Annotated in this window: 20 protein-coding genes; 14 read left to right on the plus strand and 6 right to left on the minus strand. The window is 66.0% G+C overall.

Translation table 11 applies throughout. The annotated features are described in order from the left end of the window. Nucleotides 1-8: 8 nt before the first annotated feature. The 3 genes from A6723_RS11530 (at nt 9) to A6723_RS11540 (ending at nt 1,814) form a co-directional block, all read left to right on the plus strand. Nucleotides 9-503, plus strand: coding sequence for a glycoside hydrolase family protein (locus A6723_RS11530; RefSeq protein WP_054908732.1), 495 nt, complete (start codon nt 9-11; stop codon nt 501-503). Next, nucleotides 500-1,003, plus strand: coding sequence for a lysis system i-spanin subunit Rz (locus A6723_RS11535; protein WP_054908731.1), 504 nt, complete (start codon nt 500-502; stop codon nt 1,001-1,003). Before A6723_RS11530 ends, A6723_RS11535 begins: the two co-directional genes overlap by 4 nt. 319 nt (nt 1,004-1,322) lie before the next feature. Beyond that, entirely contained in the window at nt 1,323-1,814 is a 492-nt protein-coding gene (locus A6723_RS11540; protein ID WP_054908730.1) for a MarR family winged helix-turn-helix transcriptional regulator, read from the plus strand. Between the two features lie 3 nt (nt 1,815-1,817). On the opposite strand, the gene A6723_RS11545 is transcribed toward A6723_RS11540, so the two are convergent. Together A6723_RS11545 and mnmC are read right to left on the minus strand one after the other, a co-directional pair. Continuing rightward, nucleotides 1,818-2,567, minus strand: a complete 750-nt coding sequence (locus A6723_RS11545; protein WP_054908729.1) for a sulfite exporter TauE/SafE family protein — start codon at nt 2,565-2,567, stop codon at nt 1,818-1,820. Nucleotides 2,568-2,622: 55 nt separating this feature from the next. After that, nucleotides 2,623-4,590, minus strand: a complete 1,968-nt coding sequence (mnmC, locus tag A6723_RS11550) for a bifunctional tRNA (5-methylaminomethyl-2-thiouridine)(34)-methyltransferase MnmD/FAD-dependent 5-carboxymethylaminomethyl-2-thiouridine(34) oxidoreductase MnmC (RefSeq protein WP_054908798.1) — start codon at nt 4,588-4,590, stop codon at nt 2,623-2,625. A gap of 109 nt (nt 4,591-4,699) precedes the next feature. Between mnmC and pap the strand changes: the two genes are divergently transcribed. Further along, a complete protein-coding gene (gene pap / locus A6723_RS11555) occupies nt 4,700-6,205 on the plus strand; it encodes a polyphosphate:AMP phosphotransferase (protein WP_054908728.1) in 1,506 nt (501 codons plus the stop codon). A gap of 547 nt (nt 6,206-6,752) precedes the next feature. On the opposite strand, the gene lapD is transcribed toward pap, so the two are convergent. Together lapD and lapG are read right to left on the minus strand one after the other, a co-directional pair. Next, nucleotides 6,753-8,708 carry a cyclic di-GMP receptor LapD gene (lapD, locus tag A6723_RS11560; RefSeq protein WP_054908727.1) on the minus strand — a complete coding sequence of 652 codons (1,956 nt, stop codon included), beginning with the start codon at nt 8,706-8,708 and terminating at the stop codon, nt 6,753-6,755. Nucleotides 8,709-8,719: 11 nt separating this feature from the next. Beyond that, entirely contained in the window at nt 8,720-9,421 is a 702-nt protein-coding gene (gene lapG / locus A6723_RS11565) for a cysteine protease LapG (protein ID WP_054908726.1), read from the minus strand. Between the two features lie 208 nt (nt 9,422-9,629). On the opposite strand from lapG, the gene A6723_RS11570 reads away from it, so the two are divergent. The 4 genes from A6723_RS11570 to A6723_RS11585 are packed head-to-tail and all read left to right on the plus strand — an operon-like array spanning nt 9,630 to nt 16,030. Continuing rightward, nucleotides 9,630-10,775 (plus strand): efflux RND transporter periplasmic adaptor subunit, encoded by a 1,146-nt coding sequence (locus A6723_RS11570; protein ID WP_054908725.1) that lies wholly within the window; start codon nt 9,630-9,632, stop codon nt 10,773-10,775. Beyond that, nucleotides 10,772-13,867 carry a multidrug efflux RND transporter permease subunit gene (locus tag A6723_RS11575; RefSeq protein ID WP_054908724.1) on the plus strand — a complete coding sequence of 1,032 codons (3,096 nt, stop codon included), beginning with the start codon at nt 10,772-10,774 and terminating at the stop codon, nt 13,865-13,867. The genes A6723_RS11570 and A6723_RS11575 overlap by 4 nt, the downstream gene beginning before the upstream one ends. Before the next feature lie 46 nt (nt 13,868-13,913). After that, on the plus strand, nt 13,914-14,606 hold the full coding sequence (locus A6723_RS11580) for a heavy metal response regulator transcription factor (RefSeq protein WP_024766145.1): 693 nt from the start codon (nt 13,914-13,916) through the stop codon (nt 14,604-14,606). Continuing rightward, nucleotides 14,603-16,030 (plus strand): heavy metal sensor histidine kinase, encoded by a 1,428-nt coding sequence (locus A6723_RS11585; RefSeq protein WP_082450666.1) that lies wholly within the window; start codon nt 14,603-14,605, stop codon nt 16,028-16,030. The genes A6723_RS11580 and A6723_RS11585 overlap by 4 nt, the downstream gene beginning before the upstream one ends. A gap of 310 nt (nt 16,031-16,340) precedes the next feature. Here A6723_RS11585 and A6723_RS11590 read toward each other — a convergent pair whose 3' ends face one another. After that, the gene (locus A6723_RS11590) at nt 16,341-16,739 is read right to left on the minus strand and encodes a YbaN family protein (RefSeq protein ID WP_024766143.1); all 399 of its coding nucleotides are present in this window, start codon (nt 16,737-16,739) and stop codon (nt 16,341-16,343) included. Nucleotides 16,740-16,790: 51 nt separating this feature from the next. Next, nucleotides 16,791-17,378: a YecA family protein gene (locus tag A6723_RS11595; protein WP_054908723.1), complete on the minus strand. Its 588-nt coding sequence runs from the start codon at nt 17,376-17,378 to the stop codon at nt 16,791-16,793. Between the two features lie 196 nt (nt 17,379-17,574). Between A6723_RS11595 and recQ the strand changes: the two genes are divergently transcribed. From recQ to A6723_RS11625, 6 genes are all read left to right on the plus strand, one after another. Further along, nucleotides 17,575-19,719 (plus strand): DNA helicase RecQ, encoded by a 2,145-nt coding sequence (gene recQ / locus A6723_RS11600; RefSeq protein WP_054908722.1) that lies wholly within the window; start codon nt 17,575-17,577, stop codon nt 19,717-19,719. A 103-nt stretch (nt 19,720-19,822) separates the two neighbouring features. After that, the gene (locus tag A6723_RS11605) at nt 19,823-20,095 is read left to right on the plus strand and encodes a hypothetical protein (protein ID WP_037010097.1); all 273 of its coding nucleotides are present in this window, start codon (nt 19,823-19,825) and stop codon (nt 20,093-20,095) included. A 67-nt stretch (nt 20,096-20,162) separates the two neighbouring features. Continuing rightward, the gene (locus A6723_RS11610) at nt 20,163-21,359 is read left to right on the plus strand and encodes a diguanylate cyclase (protein WP_054908721.1); all 1,197 of its coding nucleotides are present in this window, start codon (nt 20,163-20,165) and stop codon (nt 21,357-21,359) included. A 97-nt stretch (nt 21,360-21,456) separates the two neighbouring features. Further along, nucleotides 21,457-22,473 carry a DUF2804 domain-containing protein gene (locus A6723_RS11615; protein ID WP_054908720.1) on the plus strand — a complete coding sequence of 339 codons (1,017 nt, stop codon included), beginning with the start codon at nt 21,457-21,459 and terminating at the stop codon, nt 22,471-22,473. A gap of 119 nt (nt 22,474-22,592) precedes the next feature. Next, the gene (gene slyA, locus A6723_RS11620; protein ID WP_024766137.1) at nt 22,593-23,027 is read left to right on the plus strand and encodes a transcriptional regulator SlyA; all 435 of its coding nucleotides are present in this window, start codon (nt 22,593-22,595) and stop codon (nt 23,025-23,027) included. A 387-nt stretch (nt 23,028-23,414) separates the two neighbouring features. Beyond that, nucleotides 23,415-25,520 carry a FimV/HubP family polar landmark protein gene (locus A6723_RS11625; RefSeq protein WP_306304366.1) on the plus strand — a complete coding sequence of 702 codons (2,106 nt, stop codon included), beginning with the start codon at nt 23,415-23,417 and terminating at the stop codon, nt 25,518-25,520. Nucleotides 25,521-25,557 lie beyond the last annotated feature (37 nt).

The following is a 25,557-nucleotide window of genomic DNA, read 5'->3' on the forward strand; positions in this document are numbered from 1 at the left end:
ACAGTTAAATGGCAGTGATTTCGGTATCAGCCGCCGGAGGAAAGAATGTCGTCGCGTTCCTGGACATGCTTGCTTGGAGCGAGGGGACGAGAACCAGCCGCTACACCAAAGACGACGGCTACGACGTGATTGTCGGCGGGCTGGATTCGCCTAACGTTTTCAGCAACTACGCCGGTCATCCAAACATCCTCGTGAAGGTCAACAGCAAAGGCTTGGCGTCGACTGCCGCCGGCCGATACCAACTGCTGTTCCGCTGGTGGAAGCCCTACCGCGATTTGCTTCAGCTGAAGGACTTCAGTCCAGAGAGCCAGGACCGCGTGGCAATCCAACAGATCCGCGAGCGTGGCGCTATGGGTGACATCCAGGCCGGCAGGGTGCGCGAGGCGATCGCTAAGTGTTCGAACATCTGGGCGAGCTTGCCCGGGGCAGGGTACGGCCAGCGTGAGCACCGCCTTGAAGACCTGGTACAGCAGTACCGTGCGGCTGGTGGAGTAGTGGCATGATCTGGCTACTCAGCTACTGGAAGCCGCTGCTCGCCGGCATACTGCTGTTCCTATCCGCCGCCGGTGGCTGGCACGAGGGCAGCGCACGAACGGATGCCGTCTGGAAGGAAAAATGGGATCGGCATCTGGCGGCTGACACAGAGGCGACCGCCAAGGCCCAGCAGGCCGCCAACGAACAGCGCCAAGCGCTCGCCAAGGCTATCCAGCAGGATTCCGCTACCCGATATCAGGAGTACACCGATGCCCAGCATCAGAACTCTCAGCTTCGTGCTGATCTGCTCACTGCTCAGCGCCGGCTGTCAGTCAAGGTCAGTGGTTGCAGTGCCGCCGCCCAAGTGCCCGGCACCGCCAGCGCCGGAAGCGTGGGTGATGCAGAAGGTCGAGCCGACCTTGACCCTGGAGACTCTGCGGCTCTTCTCGGGATCGTCAACCGGGGTGACGACGCCATCAGGCAACTGACTGCCTGCCAGGCGTATGTGAAGCGAATCTTGGGGGAGTAGGGTGCCCAGGACGGGCAAGGCGAGATCGTTCTCGTACCACTTTTTGTACCAAAACGATGATCTAAAGGGGGTTTTAGGGGGGGGAGAAGGCCCTAGAATCCCCTCTAGGGCGCGTATTTAGTACTCCTGCTATTCCGCACATGTCCTTACCGGATCTCCGTTGGGGATGAAGTGGGTGGCGTCTCATGGACGCCTGTGGGGCGCGACAGCGTCGAGGTGCGACGCCTTCTTACGCGGCCCATAGGGGATGACCCGTCGATCTGGCGAGAGTTCTATTTGATTTCATTGAGGAAAAATGACGGAGCAGCAGGTGGACTAAATGGCCGACAGCAAGACTTCGATGCGCAACGCCCACGCACTCTCGATGTTGCAGGCCCTGCGGCGCCTGCAACAGGCGGCAGAGGTGCACTCCAAGAGCCTGGGCCGGGATGGCGAACTGACACCTCTGCAGTTGCTGATCCTGCAGGTGGTGGAGTTGGAGGGGGAGATAACCGCTGGTCAGTTGGCGCGGCATGTGGCGCTGTCCCAGTCATCGCTTTCCGGTGCGCTGGCCCGGTTGGAAAGCAAGGGGCTGCTGACGCGGCGGCGCGACGATGATGACCGTCGCAAGCAATGGATGAGCCTTGAAGCCGATGGCCGCAAAGCGCTGAAACACAGCCCGGCGCTACTGCCCGAGCACGCCCTGGAACGCTTCGCCGGTTTGCCCGAATGGGAGCAGCACGCGATTCTCGCCGGGCTGTTGCGCGCGGCCGAGCTGTTCGAGACGCCGGGGAGCGGCGTCGAGGAAGAAGAAGAGGAAGAAGAGTTCTGAGCGTCAGCTCATCAGTTTCTGTGCCGCCAGGGACAGGCTGACCGCCACCAGCATCAGCGCGAACAGGCGCTGCAACGTCGCGCCGCCAAGGCGCACCGCCAGGCGATTGCCGAACAGCACGCCCAGTGCACCGCCCGCCGCGAGGCACGCCAGCAAGGGCAGCGGTGGCTGTGCGTGGGTCAGATAGAGCAGGAATCCACCGCCGGACACCAGCGCGATCACTGCCATGGACGTCGCGGTTGCCGCCATCATCGACAGCGGCGTGAACCACAGCAGCCCCGGCACGATCAGGAAGCCGCCGCCGACACCCATCAGGCCGGACAGCATTCCCACCGCCAACCCCACCGCAAGCAGCGGACCGTTGCGCGTCGGCTGGTCGGACACGCGCGGCTGGCTGGAGCCCTGCCACATGCGCCAGGCCGACCACAGCACCAGCACGCAGAAGCCAATGATCAGCCAGCCATCGGGCACGAACTTGCCCAGCCACTGGCCGATGGCGTTGCCCGGCCAGCCGGTGATCACCAGCCAGAACAGCGGTTTCCACGCCACCTGCCCTTGCCGCGCGCGCGGCACCGCGCCGATGGCGGCCGAAAGCGCCACCGCGCCCAGGCTGACGCCAATGGCATCGTGCAACGGCAGGTGCAGGCTGAGCAGCAGCGGCAGCGCCACCAGCGAGCCGCCGGCGCCGGTCAGGCCCAGCAGCAGCCCGAGGATCAGGCCGATGGCGGAGGATTCAAGCAGCAGTGCATCCATGTCGGTGGTCCGCTCTGGAAGCTGGTCGCGGTCCTGTCGCTGGACCGCGAGATGATCAGGCGTTCTTCTGGCCGCGCACGATGTCGCGCAGGAAGAAACGGTTCGGGTGGCAGGCCTCGGCCACGGCACGGGGCAAGGGTAGCGGTTCGTCGTCGATCCAGGCAGCGAGCAACTCACCAGCCAGCGGCGCGGTGACCAGCCCGCGGGAGCCGTGGGCGCTGTTCAGGTACAGGCCGTCGAGCCAAGGGCACGGAGTTTCCGGCACCTGGCGCGCATCCTTGCCCAGTACAGCGTAGGCGCTGGCGAAGGCTTCGCGGTCGGCCAGCGGGCCCACCAGTGGCAGGTAGTCCGGCGTGGTGCAGCGGAAGGCGGCGCGGCCCTGCAGAGTTGCCGGGTCCAGTTGGGCGATGTGCATGCGTTCGCTCAGGTCTGTGGATATCTCCGCCAGCAGGTCGAGGTTGCCCAGGTGTTCTTCCAATGATGGCTCAGTGTCGTCTCGCTTGAATTCGAAACTGGCGCCCAGGGTGTGCTCGCCGTGACGCGGCGGGGCGACGTAGCCTTCGGCGCAGACCACGGTGCTCAATGCAGCGCTTTCGGCGGTGGCCGGCACACGGGTGATCTGCCCGCGAATGCGCTTCATCGGCAGGCTCGATGCGCCTTCGAAGCGGCGCACCTCGGCGGCGGTGGCAAGGATGGCGACGGGCGCGCTGGCAAGTTTCGCGTCGCCGCTCCAGGCGCTCCAGCCATCGGCTTCGCGTTGCAGGCGGACTTCCTCGCCGGCCAGCACGCGGATGTTCGGATGTCGCGCCAGGTGCCGGCACAGGGCCGGCGGATGTACCCAGCCACCTTCGGGGTAGAACAGCCCGCCAGCGGGCAGGCCGACGCCGGCGAGGTTTTCCGCCTCGGCCTTGTCCAGCAGGCGCAGCAGCGAGTCGGGGAAGGCGTCGGCGAGTTTCGCCTGGCGGCCGGCTTCGGCTTCATCAAAGCCCAGTTGCAGCACGCCACAGTCGGACCATTCCTCGCCTTTCTGCAGACGCTGGATCAGCCGCCGGGTATGCCCGAAGCCGCTGACGATCAGCCGCGACAGTGCGGTGCCGTGGGCGGACAGCTTGAGGTAGAGCACGCCCTGGGGATTGCCCGAGGCTTCCTCGGCAAGGCCGGCATGACGCTCGATCAGGGTCACCTGCCAGCCGCGTGCGGCGAGACTCGCGGCGCTGGCGCAACCGGCCATGCCACCGCCGATCACCAGGGCTTCGCGCGCTCCTTTCGCGCGAGCGGGGCGGGCGTACCAGGGCTTGCCGGCGGGCTGTTCGAGGCCGATGAATTCGCCCTGGGACATCTCCCATTTCTTGCCGAAGCCCAGGGTACGGCGAATCTTGAAGCCGGCTGCGCCCAGTCCGCGGCGGACGAAACCGGCGCTGGTGAAGGTGGCGAGGGTCGTGCCCGGCGCCGAAAGGCGGGCCAGCTGCGCGTAGAGCGCGTCGTTCCACATCTGTGGGTTCTTCGCCGGAGAGAAACCGTCGAGGAACCAGGCGTCGATGCGTGCGTCCAGCTCCGGCAGCGTGTCCAGTACATCGCCAATCAGCAGGCTCAGCACCACGCGGCCGCCCGCGAAGACGAAGCGCTGGAAGCCGGGATTGATCGCCACGTACTGCTCCAGCACCTGCCCCGACAGGTGCGCCAGCTCCGGCCAGAGGGCGAAGGCGCGGCGCAGGTCTTCAGGGGCTACCGGGTACTTCTCGGTGGTGACGAAGTGCAGCCGTGCACCGCCAGGTGCCAGTGCTTCGAACAATTGCCAGGCACAGAGGAAGTTCAGCCCGGTGCCGAATCCGGTCTCGCCAATGCACAGGCGCCCGCCCGCTGGTAGCGCCGCGAAGCGCTCTGGCAGACGGTTGCCGTCGATGAACACGTGGTGCGTTTCGGCAATGCCCGAGTCGCGGGAGAAATACACGTCGCCATAGACGCGGGAAGTGGGCTGGCCGTTCTCGTCCCAGTCGATCTGGGCGCTGCTGATATCTGGCATGAAGGAATGCAGGGCAGGGAAGCGAAGGCGGCAGTTTAGCCGATCCATTCCGAGGACAGGCTGCGTCACTTCCGCTACCTTCTATTCACTTCGAAACAAGGAGAGCTGCATGTTCGAATCCGCCGAGATCGGTCATTCCATCGACAAGGAAACCTACGAGAAGGAAGTCGCTGTGCTGCGCGAGGCCTTGCTCGAGGCACAGTACGAGCTCAAGCAGCAGGCGCGCTTCCCGGTGATCGTCCTCATCAATGGTATCGAGGGGGCCGGCAAGGGCGAGACGGTGAAGCTGCTGAACGAGTGGATGGACCCGCGTCTGATCCGCGTGGAAAGCTTCCTCCTGCCCACCGATGAGGAGCTTTCCCGTCCACCACAGTGGCGCTTCTGGCGCCGCCTGCCGCCCAAGGGCACGACCGGGATTTTCTTCGGCAACTGGTACAGCCAGATGCTTTACGCGCGGGTTACCGGCGAGATCAAGGACAGCCAGCTCGACGGCCTGATCAACGACGCCGAGCGCTTCGAGCGCATGTACTCCGACGAGGGTGCGCTGATCTTCAAGTTCTGGTTCCACCTCTCCAAGAAGCAGCTCAAGGAGCGTCTCAAGGCGTTGGAGAATGACCCGACGCGCAGTTGGCAGCTCAGCGACGTGGACTGGAAGCAGAGCGAGGTCTACGACAAGTTCGTGCGCTACGGCGAGCGCGTGTTGCGCCGCACCAGCCGCGACTACGCGCCCTGGTACGTGGTGGAGGGTTCCGATGAGCGCTACCGCAGCCTGACGGTGGGCCGCACCATCCTCGAAAGCCTGCAGGCCGCACTCAAGCGCAAGGACCGCCCGACGCCGCAACCGCATGCCGCGCCATTGGTCTCCAGCCTCGACAACAAGGGGCTGCTGGACGCGCTGGACCTGAGCCTGAAGCTGGACAAGGACCAGTACAAGGAACAACTGGCCAAGGAGCAGGCGCGCCTGGCCACGCTGATGCGCGACAAGCGTTTCCGCAGCCACTCGCTGATTGCCGTGTTCGAGGGCAACGACGCGGCCGGCAAGGGCGGCGCGATTCGCCGTGTCACCGACGCGCTGGACCCGCGCCAGTACCGTATCGTGCCGATTGCCGCGCCCACCGAAGAGGAGCGTGCGCAACCCTACCTGTGGCGCTTCTGGCGGCACATCCCGGCGCGCCGGCAGTTCACCATCTTCGACCGTTCCTGGTATGGCCGCGTGCTGGTGGAGCGGGTCGAAGGCTTTGCCACCGATGCCGATTGGCTGCGCGCCTATGCGGAGATCAACGATTTCGAGGAGCAACTGGTGGACTACGGCATCGTGCTGGTGAAGTTCTGGCTCTCCATTGACCAGGACACCCAGCTGGAGCGCTTCAAGGAGCGCGAGTCGATTCCCTTCAAGCGCTTCAAGATCACCGAGGAGGACTGGCGCAACCGTGACAAGTGGGACCAGTACGTGGATGCGGTGGGGGATATGGTCGATCGTACCAGCACCGAGATTGCGCCCTGGACGCTGATCGAGGCCAACGACAAGCGTTATGCGCGGGTGAAGGTGCTCAAGACGATCAATGATGCGTTGGAGGCCGCTTACGGAAGCGCGAAGAAGGGCAAGAAGGACTGATCTGGCGCGCTGCTTGCCCCTTGTAGGAGCGAGGGGGGCGCTTAGCCCTTGCTCGCGAACCCGACCAACGCTGGTGTCCCCATGTAAGAGTGGATTTCCTCCGCAATGCTCTTGCTTTTGATTGGAGATTCCAGCGTCGCTTCGGTGGGCGCGCGGACTTCTCGTTTCGCCCCCTCGGGCGACCCACTTTGGCAAACGCCCCAAAGTGGGCAAAGGTCTTGCCCCGGACATCCGGTTTTTCGCTTGGGGCGAAAAATTCCCTCGCTGAAGCGAAGTTTCAGGGGCATGCCACGACGGGCCATCCCTGGCCCATCGTGGCTCTCGCGACATCCATGTCGCTCAACCCCTGAAACTCCGCTTCAACGAGGCCTCCTGAACGGGGCCGTCCGGAGTGCTCGGATGTTTTTCTGGAAGTCTTTAAGAGCCGGAGCCGGAGCCGGAACGTGACGCAGGTTTTCATGTAGGAGCGAGCTTGCTCGCGAACAGGCCCCGTCGCGGGGGTGGTTCGCGAGCAAGGGCTAGGCGCCCCCTCGGTCCTGCAAGGACATCAGGAACCGTTCTTCTGCGACGGCTTCGGCGCACCAATCAGCCGGCCCATCGCCCCGGCAATCCCCATCTCCCGCAGCACCTGCAGCTCGCCCTCGGTCTCGACCATCTCTGCGATCAGCGGCAGGTCGATGCTGTTGGACGCGCGGTACATGGCCTCGATGAACAGGCGCTTGTCGTTGTCCTGGTCGATGGCGCGGATGTAGCTGCCGTCGATCTTCAGGTACGCAAGACCCAGGCGGGTGAGGTTGCCGATCAGGCTGAAGCGCCCGCCGAAGTGCTGCAGGCCGAGCTTGGCGCCGACTTCCTGGACCGACTGGGCGAGCTTCTCCAGCTCGGCCGGCGGCGGCAGGTAGCGTTCGTCCACTTCCAGCGTCATCAACTGCGCTTCCTGCGGGTGGGCACGCAGGATTTCGAAGAGCTGGCGCAGGGGCTCGGCGCTGCGCACGGTTTCCGCCGAGAGCGACAGGGCCAGTGGCGCCGGTTGCTGGGCGAGGTGGGCGAGGGCGTGTTCGAGCATCGCCAGGTCGAAGCGCGCCGACCAGCCGAAGCGCTCGATCCAGGGCAGGAATTGCCCGGCGGCCACGGCCTCGCCCTTGGGATCGAGCAGCCGCGCGAGAACCTTCTGGTGCAGCAACTCGCCATTCTCGACGCAGGCGCGCACGGGCTGGAACCACAGCTGCAGCTTGCCTTTCTGCAGGGCGTCGTCGAGCCAGTCGCGCCAGGCGCGGGAGTCCTGGGCGGGCTGGCTGCCGGAGCTGTCCAGGCGTTGCCAGGTGCGGTCCGGGGTGGCCTGCGCCTGGGCCAGTGCCTGGTCGGCGCGCGACAGCACGCCAGCGGAGGGCTCGCCCGGTCGGAAGGCCGCCAGGCCCAGGTGCGCTACCGGCGTGCAATCGCTGGCGCCCGTGCCGCGCAGGTTTTCCAGGGCGGCACTGAGTTCGTCCGCCAGGTGCTCGGCACTGGCGCTGTCCAGGCCGGGCGCGAGCAGGGTGAATTCGCCGCCGCGGCTGCGCGCGGCCAGCCAGTCCGGGGTGCCGTGCTGCTCGCGCTCACGTTCCAGTAGTTCGGCGACGTCGCGGATCAGCGCGTCGGTGCGCTGCCCGCCGAGGCGCTGGTTGAGCCCGGCCAGGTCGTTCAGGCGCAGCAGCAGCAGGTAGCCGGCGGCGTTCTGCTCGCTGGGCGAGAGCTGCGCGTCCAGCCGTGCGTCGAACAGGCGACGGTTGGCCAGGCCGGAAAGGCTGTCCTGGTAGGCTTCCTCGCGCAGTTTCTCGCTGCGGCTGGCTTCCTCGGCGAACAGGGCCTTGAGCTTGTCGACCATCTGGTTCATCGCCTGTACCACGCGCCGCAGCTCCGGGGTACGCGGTTCCTTGGGCAGGGTGAGGAATTCGCGGCGGGTAATGGCGTGGGCTTGCTGCACCATCTGGTCCAGCGGCTTCAATTGGGTACGCAGCAGCCAGCCGCCAAGGATGGCGCTGACCAGCCCGCAGGCCAGCAGCCAGGCGAGGCTGCCCAGCGCGCCGTCCCACAGCTTGGCCAGGGCGAACTGTGGATGGCTGACCACCTCGACCCGCGCGGCCTGTTCCCAGCCGCGCATGATCAGCGCGTCGCCGCCCTGGGCCTTGAGGTTGACCAGCTTGGCGAACCAGGCCGGCACCTGCTGGTTCTGCGTGTCGCTGTCGCGCTCGACGATGACCTTGCCCTCGGGAATGCTCACCACGCGGATGGTGGCGAAGTAGCCGGAGTCGAAGATCGAGCTGACCATCAGCTCGATCATCGCCGGGTCGTCCACGTGCGGGGTGAGCGACAGGCCCAGCGCGGTCGCTGCGTCCTGGGCATGGGAGCGCAACTGGCCGATCAATTGCTCGCGGGAGCTTTCCAGGCTGGCGGCGAAGCTGCCGGCGAAGGCCACCACGAGGAACAGGCAGATCGCCAGGAACAGTTGCTTGAGCAATGACATGCCGGGTTCTCCTATCGCGTCTCGTCGAGGTCCAGGCCCTCGGCGCGCATCTTGGTCAACAGGTCCTGCCAGCGCGACAGCTTCTTGCTGTCGCCGGTGCGCTTGCCGCCGCCGGGGCCGGGCAGCCACAGCCCCTCGGCGTTGAAGGCGTAGACGGGCAGGAGGTCCTTGCGCTGGGAGGCGGGCTTGATCTGCGGGATCAGGTTGTCCAGCACCAGCGGCTCGGCAGTGGGGGAGGCGTAGTAGGTGAGCACCATGTGCGCCTGGTTCTGCTGCAGCGCCTTGACGTAGGTGATGCGCAGCTTGTCGCTGGCGACTCCGAGGCGGCGCAGGGTGACGAACTTGGCGATGGAGTAGTCCTCGCAGTCGCCGGCGCCCTTGTAGAGCGACTCCACCGGGGTGGCCCAGTAGTCCTCCTGGTGCCAGACGGTGCGGTCGTCGGTGAACACCAGCGCGCCATTGAAGAAGGCGTTGACGGCCTTGAGCTTGGCCATCTCGTCGAGATTCTCGCTGTCGTCGATCAGGCGACCCCAGGATTCGATGCGGGTCTTGGCGGTGCCGAGGTTACCGTAGCGCTGCTCGGCGTTCTTCAGGATGGTGTCGAAGTTCCAGGCGGCGCCGGCGCTCAGCGTGAGGAGCGCGAGCAGCAGCACGCCGGCCCGCAGACGCAGCGGGCTGGCGAACAGCCAGAGGGCTCCTCGGGGTGGCTGCATCGCCAGCGCTCCATGTGGGATGTGTGGAGTCTAGGCGGTCTTCGAGAACTTGCGCCGGCCTATCGCCATTAGGCGCAAAGCCCCGTTGTACGGGCCTTGAAGACGAAACTGACAGGATTGTCATTTAAGGGTCAGCGTCCGGTCCCGGCTGCTGGCTTATAACCCCAGGATGCGGCCGCTGTGGCCGATCCAGACGCAGGAGAGCGGGATGCAGGGGCAACGGCGGGTTTGGCTGGCGGCAGGATTGCTGGGGGTGACGGCGCTGGGAGCAGGCATCTGGGGCTTTGCCGGCCGGCACGAGGCGCCGCAGGCCGCAGCCCAGCCAGCCGGCATACCGGTAACCCTGGCGCGAGTGGCCCGTGAGGACCTGGCGCAGAACCTCGACGGCGTCGGCACCGTTACCTCGCTGGCCAGCGTGCTGGTCCGCCCGCAAGTGGAAGGCCAGCTCACCGCGTTGCTCGTCGAAGAGGGGCAAATGGTCAAGCAGGGCGAGCTGCTGGCGACCATCGACGACCGCGCGATCAAGGCTGCGCTGGAGCAGGCCGAGGCGACCAAGCAGAGCAACCAGGCGCAACTGCGCATCGTCGAGCAGGACCTGGCGCGCTACCAGGCGCTGATCCAGCGCGGCTCGATTTCCCGGCAGACGGTGGAGCAGAGCGAGGCCGAAGCCGCCCGCCTGCGTGCCACCCTGCGCGGCAACGACGCCACCATCGACGCCGAGCGCGTGCGCCTGTCCTACACCCGGATCACCTCTCCGGTTGCCGGCCGCGTTGGCATTCGCAACGTGGATGTCGGCAACCTGCTGCGCACCAATGACAGCAGCGGCCTATTCACCGTCACGCAGATGTCGCCGATCTCGGTGGTCTTCGCCCTGCCGCAGGAAAGCCTGCCAAAGTTGCAGCCGCTGATGAGCAGCGATTCCCCGGTAGTAGCGCGCAGCCGTGACGGCGGCCAGTTGCTCGGCGAAGGCCACCTGCGCAGCATCGACAACCAGGTGGCCGCCAGCACCGGCACCATCCGTGTCCGTGCTGTCTTCGACAACAAGGACGGCCAGCTCTGGCCGGGGCAGTTCGTCGCCATCGACCTGCAGTCAGGCGTGCTGCACAACGGCCTGGTGCTGGACAGTCGTGCCGTGCGCCGTGGCCTGGACGGTGCCTTCGTGTTCCGCATCGAGGACGGCAAGGCGCAGAAGGTGCCGGTGCGCATCGTCGCGGAAGTGGACGGGCGCACCATAGTCGAGGGCCTGGCGGTGGACGATGAGGTCGTCCTCGACGGCCATTCCCGCCTGACGCCCGGCGCACGCGTCGAGGTGCAGGGCGACGTGCAGGCCCTGGCCCGCAGGAGCGAGCCGTGAGTGTGCGCGCCGGCATGTCCGGCTGGTGCGTGCGCCACCCCATCGCCACCTGCCTGCTGACCATCGCCTCGCTGCTGCTCGGGCTGCTGGCGTTCTTCCGGCTCGGCGTCGCGCCGTTGCCGCAGGTGGACTTCCCGACCATCCAGGTCCAGGCCCTGCTGCCCGGCGGCAGCCCGGAGACCATGGCGTCGTCGGTGGCGACCCCGCTGGAAGTGCAGTTCAGCGCCATTCCCGGCATCACCCAGATGCTTTCCACCAGCGCCCTGGGCTCGACCACCCTGACCCTGCAGTTCGACCTGGACAAGAACATCGACGTCGCCGCCCAGGAGGTCACCGCCGCGATCAACGCCGCCGCCGGCCGGCTGCCGGCGGACATGCCGAACCTGCCGACCTGGCGCAAGATCAACCCGGCGGACAGCCCGATCATGATCGTGCGGGTGAACTCCGAGCTGATGCCGCTGATCGAGTTGAGCGACCTGGCCGAAGTACTGCTGTCGCGGCAGCTCAGCCAGATCGCCGGGGTGGGGCAGATCTTCGTGGTCGGCCAGCAGCGCCCGGCGATCCGCATCCAGGCTCAGCCGGAGAAGCTCGCGGCGTACCGCCTGACCCTGGCCGACCTGCGCCAGTCGCTGCAATCGGCGAGCATCAACCTGGCCAAGGGCGCGCTGTTCGGCGACGGCCGCGTGTCCACCCTGGCGGCCAACGACCAGTTGTTCAGCCCCGACGAATACGGCGATCTCGTCGTCGCTTACCGAGTGGGCGCGCCGGTGTTCCTGCGCGACCTGGCGAAGGTGGTGAAGGCGCCGGAAGACGACTACGTGCAGGCCTGGCCGGATGGCCGGCCGGGCGTTGCTCTGGTGATCCTGCGCCAGCCCGGCGCGAACATCGTCGAGACCTCCGATGCCATCCAGGCCGAGTTGCCACGCCTGCGCGAAATGCTGCCGGCGGGCGTCGAGGTGGAAGTGCTCAACGACCGCACCCGCACCATTCGTGCCTCGCTGCACGAAGTCGAACTGACCCTGCTGTTGACCATGGGCCTGGTGGTGCTGGTGATGGGGCTGTTCCTGCGCCAGCTGTCGGCGACCCTGATCGTCGCGACTGTCCTGGCGGTGTCGCTCAGCGCGAGTTTCGCGGCGATGTACCTGCTGGGCTTCACGCTGAACAACCTGACCTTGGTAGCGCTGATCATCGCGGTGGGCTTCATCGTCGATGACGCCATCGTCGTGGTGGAAAACATCCACCGCCATCTGGAGCAGGGCAAGGATCGGGTCGAGGCGGCGCTGGCCGGCGCCTCGGAGATCAGCTTCACGGTGGTCTCGATCAGCTTCTCGCTGATCGCTGCGTTCATTCCCCTGCTGTTCATGGGCGGCATCGTCGGCCGGCTGTTCCGCGAATTCGCCGTCAGCGTCACGGCGGCCATCCTGATCTCGGTGCTGGCCTCGCTGACCGTGGCGCCGATGCTCGCCTCGCGCTTCATGGGCAAGCCGAAGCATGGACATGATGACGGCGGCATCGCCGGCTGGCTGCTGGCGCGCTACGCCAGGGGACTGGACTGGTCGCTCAAGCACCAGCGTACGGTGCTCGCCGGCTTCGTGGTCTGCGTGGCCATCGCGGTGGCCGGCTATGTCGGGATTCCCAAGGGCTTCTTCCCGTCCCAGGACACCGCCTTCATCTTCGGTACCACCCAGGCCGCCGAGGACATCTCCTATGCCGACATGGCCGAGAAGCACAAGCAACTGGCGGACATCATCGCCGCCGACCCTGCGGTGCAAAGCTACAACCACGCCATCGGCATCACCGGCGGTAGCCAGAGCCTGTCGAACGGGCGCTTCTGGATCGTGCTCAAGGATCGCGGCGACCGCGACGTGTCGGTGGACGAGTTCATCAACCGCATCCGGCCCAAGCTGGCCAAGGTGCCGGGCATCGTTCTCTACCTGCGTTCGGCCCAGGATATCAACCTTGCCACCGGCCCGGTGCGCACCCAGTACCAGTATGCCCTGCGCAGCAACGACAGCGCGGCACTGGCACTCTGGGCGGACCGGCTGACCCAGCGGCTGAAGGAGGAGGGCGGCCTGCAGGACGTCTCCAACGACCTGCAGATGGGTGCCAGCGTGACCTCGCTGCAGATCGACCGAGTGGCGGCGGCGCGTTTCGGACTGTCCGCCGAGGATGTCAGCCAGACGCTCTACGATGCCTTCGGCCAGCGCCAGGTGGGTGAGTTCCAGACCGAGGTCAACCAGTACAAGGTCATTCTCGAACTGGATTCCCGGCAGCGTGGTCGCGCTGACAGCCTGGCGTGGTTCCACCTGCGCTCGCCGCTGACTGGCGAGATGGTCCCGCTGGCGGCGCTGGCGCGGGTCGTGCCGGACAAGTCCGGGCCGCTGCAGATCAACCACAACGGCATGTTCCCGGCGGTGACCCTGTCCTTCAACCTGTCGCCGGGCGTGGCTCTGGGCGATGCCGTGAGTCTCGTCCAGCGCGCGCAGGCGGAGATCGGCATGCCGTCGAGCATCAGCGGCGAATTCCAGGGTGCGGCGGCGGCCTTCCAGAGCTCGCTGGCCAGCCAGCCGTTGCTGATCCTGGCTGCGCTGTTCGCGGTCTACGTGATCCTCGGCGTGCTCTACGAGAGCTTCGTGCACCCGCTGACGATTCTTTCCACCTTGCCTTCGGCGGGCATCGGCGCAGTGTTCCTGCTCTGGGGCTGGGGCCTGGAGTTCTCGGTGATGGCGCTGATCGGCCTGGTGCTGCTAATCGGCATCGTCAAGAAGAACGGCATCCTGATGGTCGACTTCGCCCTGGCTGCACAACGCCAGCGCGGGCTGTCACCCTACGATGCGATCCGCGAGGCGTGCCTGGCGCGCTTCCGGCCGATCATGATGACCACGCTGGCCGCGCTGCTCGGCGCGATCCCGCTGATGATCGGCTTCGGCACCGGCTCGGAACTGCGCCAGCCGCTGGGCGTGGCCGTGGTGGGCGGGCTGATCTTCAGCCAGGCGCTGACCCTGTTCAGCACCCCGGTGGTGTACCTGGCGCTGGACCGCGTCTTCCACCGCCCGCAGCCTGCGCCGGTAATCGCCGGAGGTGCGGCATGAAGCGCGGCTGGGTAGCATGGCTGGACGCTGCGAACGGAGGGCCGGCATGCGCGTACTGATTGTCGAAGACGAGAGCAAGACCGCCGATTACCTGCAGCGCGGCCTGAGCGAGCAGGGCTTCACCGTGGACGTCGCGGCCAACGGCATCGACGGCCGGCACCTGGCGCTCAACGGCGAATACGACGTCATCGTGCTCGACGTGATGCTTCCCGGTATCGACGGCTACGGCGTACTGCGCGCGTTGCGCGAGCAGCGGCAGACGCCGGTGATCATGCTCACCGCCCGCGAGCGTGTGGAAGACCGCGTGCGCGGCCTGCGCGAGGGTGCCGACGACTACCTGATCAAGCCGTTCTCCTTCCTCGAACTGGTGGCGCGCCTGCAAGCGCTGACCCGCCGTGGCGCGCACCTGGAAAGCGCCACGCAGATGCGCATCGCCGACCTGGCCATTGACCTGGTCAGCCGCCGCGTGCAGCGCGGCGGCACGCGCCTAGAACTGACCGCCAAGGAATACTCGCTGCTCTGCGTGCTGGCCCAGCGCAGCGGCGAAATCCTCTCCAAGACGGCCATCGCCGAGCTGGTCTGGGACATCAATTTCGACACCGATACCAATGTCGTCGAGGTCGCCATCAAGCGCCTGCGGGCCAAGCTCGACGGGCCGTTCGACACCAAGCTGCTGCACACCATCCGCGGCATGGGCTACGTGCTGGAGAGCCGCACCGTGCAGGAGCGCGAAGCGTGAAAGGCCTGTCGCTGTCGACGCGCCTGGCCGGCATGTTCGCCGTCGCCGCACTGGGCATCTTCCTGCTCATCGGTTCGGCCATCTATTGCGTGCTCGATGCGCAGATCGAGCGCCTGCAACGCTCGGAGCTGGACACCCGCTTCAACATGGTCGCGCGCATGCTCGACAAGCCCGACCTCGCCGAGCGCTGGCCGCACATGCAGCTCAAGCTCAACACCCTGAGCCAGGAGTACCAGCTGATCCGCTTCTGGATCGATAGCGACGACGCGCGCTTCCGCTACGGAAAACCCAACGAGACGGTCAACCGGATGCTCGGCACCGGCAACGGTTATGCCGAGCTTGAGCTGCCCGAACACGACGCACCGCTCTCCGCCCGAGTCGGCCGCCTGCCGGCCAGCGATGGACGACCGGCGCTGGTGCTGCTGGCGGCGATCGACAGCGTGGCATTCAAGCACGCCCGCGAGGCGACGCTGATGACGCTGTTCGTGCTCTCCGCGCTGGGGATCGCGCTGGCGACCTTGTGCGGCCACTGGATTGCCCGCGTCGGTTTGCGGCCGCTGCACGAACTGTCTGCCGAAGCGAGGCAGATCAGCCCCCGCCAGCTGTCCCAGCGGTTGCGCCTGGCCGGCTTGCCGGCGGAGCTGTCGGCGCTGGCCGGTGCCTTCAACGAAGCACTGGACAGGCTGGAGCAGGCTTATCTGCGTCTGGAGTCGTTCAACGCCGATGTCGCCCACGAGCTGCGCACGCCGTTGGCCAACCTGATCGGCCAGAGCCAGGTCGCGTTGTCCCGCGAGCGCAGCGCGCAGGATTACGAGGAGGTGCTGCAGTCCAACCTGGAGGAGCTGGAGCGCCTGCGTGCCATCGTCAACGACATGCTGTTCCTCGCCCGTGTCGACCAGGGCGGGCTGGCTGCCGAAAGGGTGGAAACCTCACTGGCGGTCGAGGTGGCGACGACGCTGGACTTCCTCGAGGTGATCTTCGACGAACAGAGCGTGCAGGTGAATCTGCGCGGCGATGCGCGGGCCTGCGTCGAGCGCGCGCTATTCCAGCGCGCGGTGACCAACCTGCTCTACAACGCCGCCCAGCACACCGCGCCGGGCGGGCGCATCGACGTACGCCTGAGCGGCGAGCGCGGCGCCGCGCTGGTGGAAGTCAGCAACCCTGGCGAGCCGATCACCGCCGAGCAACGCGCGCGGCTGTTCGAGCGCTTCTATCGCGCCGACATGGCCCGCGCCAACAGCCAGAGCAACCATGGGCTGGGGTTGTCCATCGTCAAGGCGGTGGCAAGCATGCACGGCGGCTTGGTGTTCGTGCGCAGCGAAGGCGGGGTGAATACCTTCGGCTTTACGGTGGATGGGGTGGGGCCAGTCGGGCCGGCGCAGGATGATCAGCAGGATGTGAATGGCGAAGTGGTGCCAGTCTGAGGGCTTCAGTGCTTGGGCAATAGCCCTCTCCCTAACCCTCTCCCTGAAGGGAGAGGGGACTGGATCGGCATCAGGCGACTCACCGAGTTGGCAGGGCGCCGTCAACGGCCCGATCTCCCTTCAGAGAGGGGCTGGATTGGCATCAGGCGAGTCACCGAGTTGGCTGGGCGCCGTCAATGGCCCGCTCTCCCTTCAGAGAAAGGGGCTGGATTGGCATCAGGTGAATTGCCGAGTTGGCCGGGCGCTGTGAACGGCTCCCTCTCCCTTCAGGGAGAGGGCTGGGGAGAGGGTATTCGAGCCCGCAGCGGACTCAATCCAATCGCCGTGTCTTTGTCCGAATCAGGTAGATGCTCACCAGCGTCGCACTGGTCAGCATGAACGCCCAGGCCCAGGGCCGCTGCACGATGAATCCTGAAATCAGGATGCTGCACCACATCAGGCCGATGGCGTAGACCTTGCCCTTGAGCGGAATGCCTTCGCCGTCGAGGTAGTCGCGAATCCACGGGCCGAGTTTCGGGTGGTTCACCAGCCAGTCATAGAAGCGCTGGGAGCTGCGCATGAAGCAGGCGGCGGCGAGCAGCAGGAAGGGCGTGGTGGGCAGCACCGGCAGGAAGATGCCGATCACGCCCAGTGCCACGCTGAGCCAGCCGATGCCCAACAGGCAGTAGCGCACCCAGGCGTGACGGCTTTGGCGGATTTCTCGTGGCATCGACGTACGCGTAGCGAATCCGGAGCCGCGTTGCGCGGCTCCGGCAATGGATCAGTGGGTGCGGGGCTTGAGCAGGGCCGGTTTTTCCTCCGGAGCCTGGCACAGCAGGAACAGGTTGGTCAGCAGTTCCGGGATCTGCGCGACCATGTCGTCCACCAGCCCGCGGTCGCTGGCGATCTCGTCGAACTCGGGTTGTTCGTCGAACAGGCCGGAACCGACCATGATCGGCAGCAGCAGCTCGCTGACTTCTTCCTCGGCCTGCTCGAACCACACCGCTTCACGCAGGAACACGCCTTCCATGAAGCCGATGCACCAGCCGCGGATGTCGGAGTCGTCCGGCTCGTCACCCAGGTAGGGTTCGCAGGGCAGCTCCAGCTCTTCGTCACCGGCCATCTGGCGGATGATGTGCGCCTTGAGCTGGGCCAGGGTCGACTCGATTTCGCTGCGCTCTTCCTCGCTGCGGTAGTGCGGCGGCTCGGCGAACAGGGCGTCGATCCACTCGCGCTCCGGCACTTCCTCCGGGCAGATCGCCAGGGCGGTCAGGTAGCCGTGTGCCGCCACGTAGTCCAAGGCTTCCTCGTGCAGGTCATCGGCATCGAGAAAGGCTTGCAGGCGGGACAATTGGTCGGCGAAGGACATCGGGTACTACCTCGGAGGTGATCGGTCCCGAATTGTAGTCCTTCCGGGGGCCCGCGGCAAAAGCCAAATGCCCGTGCAGCCTGAGCCGACGCGGGGTTCGGACGCATGTGGCGGATTTTTCCGCAGTTTCCCGGACAAGGTGCCGGCCGTGGGCGGACGGCTTGCGTATAATGCGCGGCTTCATTCGGAGTCCCCCATGCTCGATCAGGCACTGCGCATCCTCAAAGACGTTTTCGGTTACGACGCCTTCCGCGGCAATCAGGCGCGGATCATCGAGCGCGTGGCCAGCGGCGGCGATGCCCTGGTGCTGATGCCCACCGGCGGCGGCAAGTCGCTGTGCTTCCAGGTCCCGGCGCTGCTGCGCGACGGCCTGACGGTGGTGGTCTCGCCGCTGATCGCGCTGATGGAAGACCAGGTCGCCACCCTCGACGAACTGGGCGTGCCGGTGGCGGCGCTGAACTCCTCGCTGAGCCCCGAGGCCCAGCGCGAAATCGCCGCTCGCCTTCAGCGTGGCGAAATCAAGCTGCTCTATCTGGCGCCCGAGCGCCTGGTGCAGCCGCGCATGCTGGACTTCCTGCAGCGCCTGGAGATCGGCCTGTTCGCCATCGACGAGGCGCACTGCGTGTCGCAGTGGGGCCATGACTTCCGCCCCGAATACCTGCAGCTGGGCCAGCTCGCCGAACTGTTCCCGCACGTGCCGCGCATCGCCCTGACCGCCACGGCGGACATGCGCACCCGCGAGGAGATGACCCAGCGCCTGCACCTGCAGGACGCCGAGCAGTTCCTCTCCAGCTTCGACCGACCGAACATCTTCTACCGCATCGTGCCCAAGGAGCAGCCGCGCAAGCAGTTGCTGGGCTTCCTGGCCGAGCGCCGGGGCGATGCCGGCATCGTCTATTGCATGTCGCGCAAGAAGGTCGAGGAGGTTGCCGAGTTCCTCTCCGCCCAGGGCTTCCCGGCGCTGCCCTACCACGCCGGGCTGTCCAACGACCTGCGCGCCTATCACCAGAAGCGCTTCCTCAACGAGGAAGGGCTGATCATGGTCGCCACCATCGCCTTCGGCATGGGCATCGACAAACCCAACGTGCGCTTCGTCGCGCACCTGGACCTGCCGAAAAGCCTCGAGGCGTATTACCAGGAAACCGGCCGCGCCGGCCGTGACGGCCTGCCCGCCGATGCCTGGATGGCCTACGGCCTGCAGGACGTCTTGCTGCTGCGGCAGATGATGCAGAACTCCGAGGGCGACGAGCGCCACAAGCGCGTCGAGCGGCACAAGCTCGAAGCCATGCTGGCGCTCTGCGAGGAAACCCGCTGCCGCCGCCAGGCGCTGCTGGCCTACTTCGACGAGGTGATGCCCAACCCCTGCGGCCATTGCGACATCTGCGTCGATGGCGTGGAGACCTGGGACGCCACCGAGCCCGCGCGCCAGGCGTTGTCGGCCATCTACCGCAGCGGCCAGCGCTACGGCGTCGGCCATCTGGTGGACGTGCTGCTGGGCAAGGACACCGAGAAGGTGCGCAGCGTCGGCCACCAGCACCTGGCGGTGTTCGGCATCGGCAAATCCCGCGCCGAGGACGAATGGCGCACGCTGTTCCGCCAACTGGTCGCCCGTGGCTTCGCCGATGTGGACGTCGACGGCTTCAATGGCCTGCGCCTGACCGAAGCCTGCCGTCCGCTGCTGCGCGGCGAGGAAACGCTGGCCCTGCGTCGCGATCCGAAGCCGCAGCGCAACAAGTCGTCCTCTTCCGGCGGGGCCAGTTCGGCCAGCCAGCTGGTGCGTCAGGAAGAGCGCGAGATGTGGGAAGCCCTGCGCACCCTGCGGCGCAAGCTGGCACAGGAGCACTCGGTGCCGCCCTACGTCATCTTCCCCGATGCGACTCTGCTGGAGATGCTGCGCAGCCAGCCGCGCTCGCTGGCGGAAATGGCCCAGGTCAGCGGCGTCGGCGCGCGCAAGCTGGAGCGCTACGGCCAGGCCTTCCTCGATGTGCTCACCGAATCCGAGGCGGCGCCCGCCACTCCGGCACCGGTGGCCGACCTCAGCCACGAACTGGTCACCCTGGCCCGCGCCGGCATGACCCCGGCGCAGATCGCCCGCCAGCTCGATTGCAGCGAGAAGAACGTCTACAGCCTGTTGGCCGAGGCCATCGGCAAGCAGCAGCTGGGCCTGGAACAGGCGCTGGACCTGCCCGAGGAACTGCTCGGTGAAATCCAGGACGCCTTCCTCGACGAGGACGGTGAGCTGCCGCCGGTGACGGCGATCGCCGAGCTGTTCGAAGGCCGCGTCCCGCTGGGCGTTCTGCATTGTGTGCGCGCCGCCCTGCAGGCCGAGCTGGAAGTCTGATCGCGCCGAAATACGGCGTTACAGATGAAATATCAATGTGCCAGCAACGGCGCCTTTTGCCACCAGTCCTATCTGTCAGTACGGAACACTTTCGGAGTGACAGATGGCGAGCTGGGTGCGGGTAGTGGCGGGGCTGCTGGTCGTTGGGCAACTCAGCGGATGTGCCAGTGGTGGCGGGCTGACCGAAGGTGGCAAGAACGCCTTGATCGGCGTTGCGGCGGTCGCGCTGGTAGCAGGGCTGGTCATCATGTCCAAGGACGATGACGACGACGATCGAGACTGCCGCAAGCATCACAATCGCTCCGAGCGCCGCTATTGCAATGACTCCTACTACAACCACGACCGCTACCGGAACTCCCGTGACGATCGCTGGTGATTGCACTGCCCCGTCAGTTTCGTGACGGGGCAAAACGACAAACTTGTGACGCACGTCCCGAACAGCTATGGTGGCACTTAGACCTCCACGAGAAGAGGTGAGCGTGCCACAACAACAAAGCTGGCTGGACGACGTCCGCTCCAATGCCTATGCCGAACAGCTCTCCCGGGGCTTTCGCCGCCTGCGTTTCGAGCCCGACCTCGAGACCCAGTACCGTCATTACCTGCTCGAAGACAGCTTCGACCTCAAGCGCACCGCGCTGACCATCGGCGTGCTGATCTGGCTGGCGCTGGCGGCCATCGATTTCCTTCTCATCCGTGGTCCCGAACACTGGCAGATGCTTGCCGTGCGCATCGGCGTGCTGGTGCTGCTGACCGTCTGCGGCGGGTTGATCCTGCAGCGTCGCCATATCCACCTGCTGGTGCCGCTGAGCCTGGCCTGCATCCTCAGCGTCGGCATCGGCGCGGCGGCAGTCGCCGGTATCGCCCACACCGTCGACCAGAGCTATCCCTACGAAGGGTTGTTGCTGGTCAGCATGGCTGCGTACTTCCTGATCGGCCTGCGCTTCGCCGAGGCGGTGGGCAGTGCTTCCGTGATCCTGCTGGCCTACGTGGGCTTCGAGCTGTATGCCGGGCTGCCGCTGCCCAAGCTGGTCAGCAACGTGGTCTTCCTGCTGTTCGGCAACCTGGTCGGCGCGGTGGGCTGCTACCTGCTGGACTACAAGTCCCGCCAGCATTTCCTGATCAGCCGCCTGCTCAAGGTGATGGCCGAGCATGACGCGCTGACCGGCCTGCACAATCGCCGCAGCTTCAACCGCCAGCTGGAGCGCCTGTGGCGCCAGGCACAGCGTGAGAGCGTGGGGCTGGCACTGCTGCTCTGCGATGTCGACCACTTCAAGGCCTACAACGACCGCTACGGCCACCAGGCCGGCGATGGTGTGTTGCAGCGTATCGGCGAGGTGCTGATGGCCAGTGCCCGGCGCCCGCTGGATATGGCCGTGCGCCTGGGCGGCGAGGAGTTCGCCGTGCTGCTCTATGGCGCCAGCGAGCGGGAAGCCAAGGAGCGTGCCGAGGTGCTGCGCGAGGCGGTACAGGGGCTGGGGATAACCCACGAGGGATCGCTGACAGCGGATGAGGTGACGCTGTCCATCGGCGTCTCCTGCCTTTGGCCGGAGACCGGGCATCCACTGCGCAGCATCTACGAGCACGCCGACCGCGCGCTCTACGAGGCCAAGGCGTTCGGGCGCAACCAGGTCGTCGCCTGATGGCCCATTCCGTCCCTCGAGCTGGCGCCGTGCGTGACTGCGGCGTGCGCAGGGCCGGTGTTAGGATTCGCCGCACCTTGCCTCCGAGCCCGCGCCCATGCAGCAGCTGATCCAGCCCAACGGCCAACCGCACTACGGCATCTTCCCCGGCACCCCGGCGACCATCAATCACCGCGACTTTGACTTCCGCTCGCCCATGGGGCGCCGCCTCGGCGCGTTGAGCAAGTGGCGCAGCTTCCACCAGTTCCAGTACTTCGGCCTGATCAGCCCGACGCTGATCGGCGGCTGCGCGCTGGCGGACCTCAGCCTGCTGTCCATCGGCTTCGTCTACCTCTACCACCCCGAGAGCGGGCGGATGATCGAGCGCCAGTTCAAGTGCCCGCTGGGCAAGGGCTCGAATTTCTCGCAGACACCCAACGACGGTGTCTGTGAACTGCGCCAGGGGCGCAACCTGCTGCGCCTGGAGAATGGTTCCTCGCCCCTGGAAAAGCGCCTCCTGGTGGAACTGGACGACGGTACCCGTATCGACGCCCGTTTCAGCGAGGAGCAGCCAGCGTTCGAACCCATGAGTATCTGCACACCGACGGCGGTCAACGGCTGGGTCTACGCCCGCAAGGTGGCCGGCGTGCATTGCCATGGCGAGGTGCGTAGCGCGCTGGGCGACTACGACCTGCGGGAGCTGGATGCCTACGCCCACCATGACTGGTCCGCCGGCTACATGCGCCGCGAGACGTTCTGGAACTGGGCGTGCCTGTCCGGCGAGGCGCAGGGGCGGCGTGTCGGCCTGAATCTGTCCTGCGGGGTCAACGAGACCAGCTTCACCGAGAACTGCTACTGGCTCGACGGCCAATTGGTGAAGGTCGATACGGTGCGTTTCGAGTTCGACCGCGATCATCCGCTGCAGCTCTGGACCATCCGTTCCTATGACGGCCAGGTCGAGTTGCGTTTCGAAGCCCACGGCCTGCATCAGGAACGCCTGAACCTCGGCGTGCTGGCGAGCAACTTCAAGCAGATCTTCGGGCGCTTCAGTGGCGTGCTGAAACCGGCAGGGCAGGCCGAGGTGCATATCGACAATCTGTGGGGCTTCGTCGAAGACCAATATGCGAAATGGTGAGGCCCGAGGTCACACCCTGCGACAATCTGTCATTGTACGGGCTTGATTAGCTGGCTAATAATTAGTCAAATCAACTTAGCCGACTCATCCTCGATTCTCTCAGTAGAAAGCCCGACGCAATGTCAGATAACGATAAGCACTACTTCGGTACCCAATTGGCCCAGGCTTCGCGTGCATGGCGGGCTGAACTCGACCGCCGTCTCAGTCATCTCGGACTTTCCCAGGCGCGCTGGCTGGTGCTGCTGCACCTGGCGCGCCACTCGGCCGCCCCCACCCAGCGCGAGCTCGCGCAATCGGTCGGGGTCGAAGGTCCGACGCTGGCCCGGCTGCTGGACGGCCTCGAAGCCCAAGGTCTGGTCCGGCGGCAAGCCGTGGCCGAAGACCGTCGCGCCAAGCGTATCGCCCTGACCCCCAAGGCAGATGTGCTGATCACCGACATCGAGAACATCGCCGCCGCGGTTCGCAACGAAGTGCTGGCGGGGATTACCGAAGATGAAATCGCCCTATGCCAGAAAACGCTCAGTCGGATTCTCGGCAATCTCGAGCGGAATTGAGCAATTCATCACGTTATTCGGGTAAAGTAGCCATTTTTCTGGCGGTCCTTTGCAGGGCCGCTGGCCATTCGCTATCCACTCCCTAACCATTCGCCGGTTTTTCGACGATTTATCTTGACCAAATCCAGCGCACCACCTAATCCGTGATATCAGACGGCCTGTACTCTGCAAGGTACAGTGGGTAGTGCGTGACGGTCTGTAGTCCGGCATGGCTTCAAGTGTGTGGACAGGTTCAGCCTGCTGCTTTCGAGTGGTCAGGGAATGGCGTGCAGACCCGGACAATGGGATGGGGTTATGGCTCGAATAAATAGAATTCCGCTGACGCTTGCCGCACTTTCGGTTTTAGTCTCCGCTCACGCGAATGCCCTCGGTCTGGGGGATATCACGTTGCATTCCGGCCTGAACCAGCCGCTGGATGCCGAGATCGCTCTGCTGCAGACCGGCGACATGACGTCCGACGAACTGGTGGCCAAGCTCGCCAGCCCCGCGGACTACGAGAATGCCGGGGTCGACCGCTTCGTGTTCCTGCAGAACCTGCGCTTCACCCCGGTGATTCGCAACGGTCGTGGATACATCAAGGTGGTGTCCACGCAGCCGGTACACGAGCCTTACCTGAATTTCCTGATCGCCGTGGAGCGCCCCAACGGTCGCCTGCTGCGCGAGTACACCGTGCTCATCGATCCGCCGGAGTACAGCGCCAACCGCAGCCTGGCCGCCAATCTGGCGAGCAGCGTGCCGGCGCCTTCGCGGGCTTCAGGCTATCGCCCGGAACCTGTACACCGGGCTCCGGCGCAACCGTCGTTGCCGGCTGGCGATGGCCGCTACACCACGGTGCGCAATGACACCCTGTGGAAGATCAGTTCGCGCCTGAGCGGCACTGGCGTATCGCGCTCGCAACTGATGGACAGCATCGTCGCGCTGAATCCGCAGGCCTTCGTCAATGGCGATCCGCATCGACTGAAGGTCGGCCAGACGCTGATCCTGCCGCAGGGCCAGCAGCTCGCCGGCAATACTGCCGCGCCCGCTCCGCAGGCAGCTTCAACAGAAGCATCCACGCCTGCCGCGCCCGCAGCCGCTGCCCCGATCCAGGCACCGGGCAACACCGCTGCGTCGACTGCGCCGGCCGGTGGAGCCGATGTCGCCAAGGTCGAGGCCGACCTGCTCCTGGCCAACGCCCAGCGCGACCAGTTGAACCAGCGCATGGACGACATGCAGAAGCAGCTGGAGTCCCTGCAGCAGGCGTTGCAGAGCCGCGACCAGCAGGTGCAAACGCTGCAGGCCGAGCTGGATCGTCGCCAGGGCGAAGCCGCCTCCGGTAATGCTCCGGAAGCCGATGCTCCCACGGCCAATGCGCCAACCAATGCCATTCCCGCTGCCCCCAATGCGGTGGCGCCGGTGCAGCAGGACGCCCCGGCTGCGAGCGTTGCCCAGCCGGCGACCCCGGTGCAGGACGCGCAGGACAGCGGTTTCAACTACTGGCCATGGCTGGGCGCTGGTGCTCTCGGCGCACTTTTGGTTGGCCTGCTGTTCGCCCGCCGCAAGCGCGAGGAAAAACCGGTCGAGATGCCGCCCCTGCAGGCGGCTGCCGAGCCGGTCAGACCGCTTCCGCCGGCCAAGCCGCTGGCCGCTGCCGTCGTGGCCCCGGTGCCGGTTCCGCATCCGGTGGTGATCGCCACTCCGGAACCGGGCGTCGCCCGGCTGCCGGCCGCCAGCGCGGACAGCCTGGAAGGTGCGGACATCTATATCGCTTACGGCCGCTTCAACCAGGCCCGCGACATGCTGCGCAAGGCCGTCAATGCCGAGCCGAACCGCCGCGAGCTGCGCATGAAGCTGCTGCTGGTGCTGGCCGAGCTGGGTGACGTGGCGGGCTTCCATGAGGAAGAGCGCGCCTTGGCGGCAGTCGGCGGCGACCAGAAACAGATCGACCAGCTCAAGTCGCGTTACCCGGCGATGCTGATCCGCCCGGAAGACACCCTCCAGGCGCCCACCGGGGAGACGCTGACCGATTGGGACGATCTCGAGCTGGGCGAACCGGTAGCTGCCCCCGTGGAGCAGCCCAAGGCGGCGCAGGACCAGCCGGACTTCGCCATGAACCTCAGCGACCTGTCGCTGGACCTGGATTGGGACAAGCTCGACAACCCCTTCGAGTCGCCCAAGCAGGGCAAGGCTGCTTCCAAGGCCGCCCAGGAAGTGCCATCGGACTTCCGCAGCAACCTGCATGAACTGCCGGAAATCACCGAGCTGGATCTGGGCGAACATGGCGAGATGTTCGGTCATGGCAGCAAGGCCCAGGTTGAGGACGACCTGACCTTCGACCTGCCCGACGACATCGGCCACGAGCATGACGAGTTGCTGGCCAGCCTCGACCGTGCGCGCAAATGCATCGACCAGGGCAACCTGGAAGAAGCCTACGGCATCCTCAAGCAGGTGATCGCCAGCGGAGACTCCAAGGCCAAGGCCGAAGCGCGCGAGCTGCTGGCGCTGATTGCCTGATCCGCTGTCTGAATGAAGAAGCCCGGCACTTGCCGGG

The organism is Pseudomonas sp. AU11447, assembly GCF_001672555.2.
Taxonomy (GTDB): Bacteria; Pseudomonadota; Gammaproteobacteria; order Pseudomonadales; family Pseudomonadaceae; genus Pseudomonas; species Pseudomonas nitroreducens.

Coding starts and splice junctions, on each gene's coding strand:
- pap (WP_054908728.1), top strand. CDS start 4,700: ATGTTCGAATCCGCCGAGATCGGTCATTCCATCGACAAGGAAACCTAC.
- A6723_RS11605 (WP_037010097.1), top strand. CDS start 19,823: ATGGCGAGCTGGGTGCGGGTAGTGGCGGGGCTGCTGGTCGTTGGGCAA.
- A6723_RS11590 (WP_024766143.1), bottom strand. CDS start 16,739: ATGCCACGAGAAATCCGCCAAAGCCGTCACGCCTGGGTGCGCTACTGC.
- A6723_RS11545 (WP_054908729.1), bottom strand. CDS start 2,567: ATGGATGCACTGCTGCTTGAATCCTCCGCCATCGGCCTGATCCTCGGG.
- slyA (WP_024766137.1), top strand. CDS start 22,593: ATGTCAGATAACGATAAGCACTACTTCGGTACCCAATTGGCCCAGGCT.
- A6723_RS11580 (WP_024766145.1), top strand. CDS start 13,914: ATGCGCGTACTGATTGTCGAAGACGAGAGCAAGACCGCCGATTACCTG.
- A6723_RS11540 (WP_054908730.1), top strand. CDS start 1,323: ATGGCCGACAGCAAGACTTCGATGCGCAACGCCCACGCACTCTCGATG.
- A6723_RS11535 (WP_054908731.1), top strand. CDS start 500: ATGATCTGGCTACTCAGCTACTGGAAGCCGCTGCTCGCCGGCATACTG.
- A6723_RS11595 (WP_054908723.1), bottom strand. CDS start 17,378: ATGTCCTTCGCCGACCAATTGTCCCGCCTGCAAGCCTTTCTCGATGCC.
- lapG (WP_054908726.1), bottom strand. CDS start 9,421: ATGCAGCCACCCCGAGGAGCCCTCTGGCTGTTCGCCAGCCCGCTGCGT.
- mnmC (WP_054908798.1), bottom strand. CDS start 4,590: ATGCCAGATATCAGCAGCGCCCAGATCGACTGGGACGAGAACGGCCAG.
- lapD (WP_054908727.1), bottom strand. CDS start 8,708: ATGTCATTGCTCAAGCAACTGTTCCTGGCGATCTGCCTGTTCCTCGTG.
- A6723_RS11570 (WP_054908725.1), top strand. CDS start 9,630: ATGCAGGGGCAACGGCGGGTTTGGCTGGCGGCAGGATTGCTGGGGGTG.
- A6723_RS11610 (WP_054908721.1), top strand. CDS start 20,163: ATGGTGGCACTTAGACCTCCACGAGAAGAGGTGAGCGTGCCACAACAA.
- recQ (WP_054908722.1), top strand. CDS start 17,575: ATGCTCGATCAGGCACTGCGCATCCTCAAAGACGTTTTCGGTTACGAC.
- A6723_RS11615 (WP_054908720.1), top strand. CDS start 21,457: ATGCAGCAGCTGATCCAGCCCAACGGCCAACCGCACTACGGCATCTTC.
- A6723_RS11530 (WP_054908732.1), top strand. CDS start 9: ATGGCAGTGATTTCGGTATCAGCCGCCGGAGGAAAGAATGTCGTCGCG.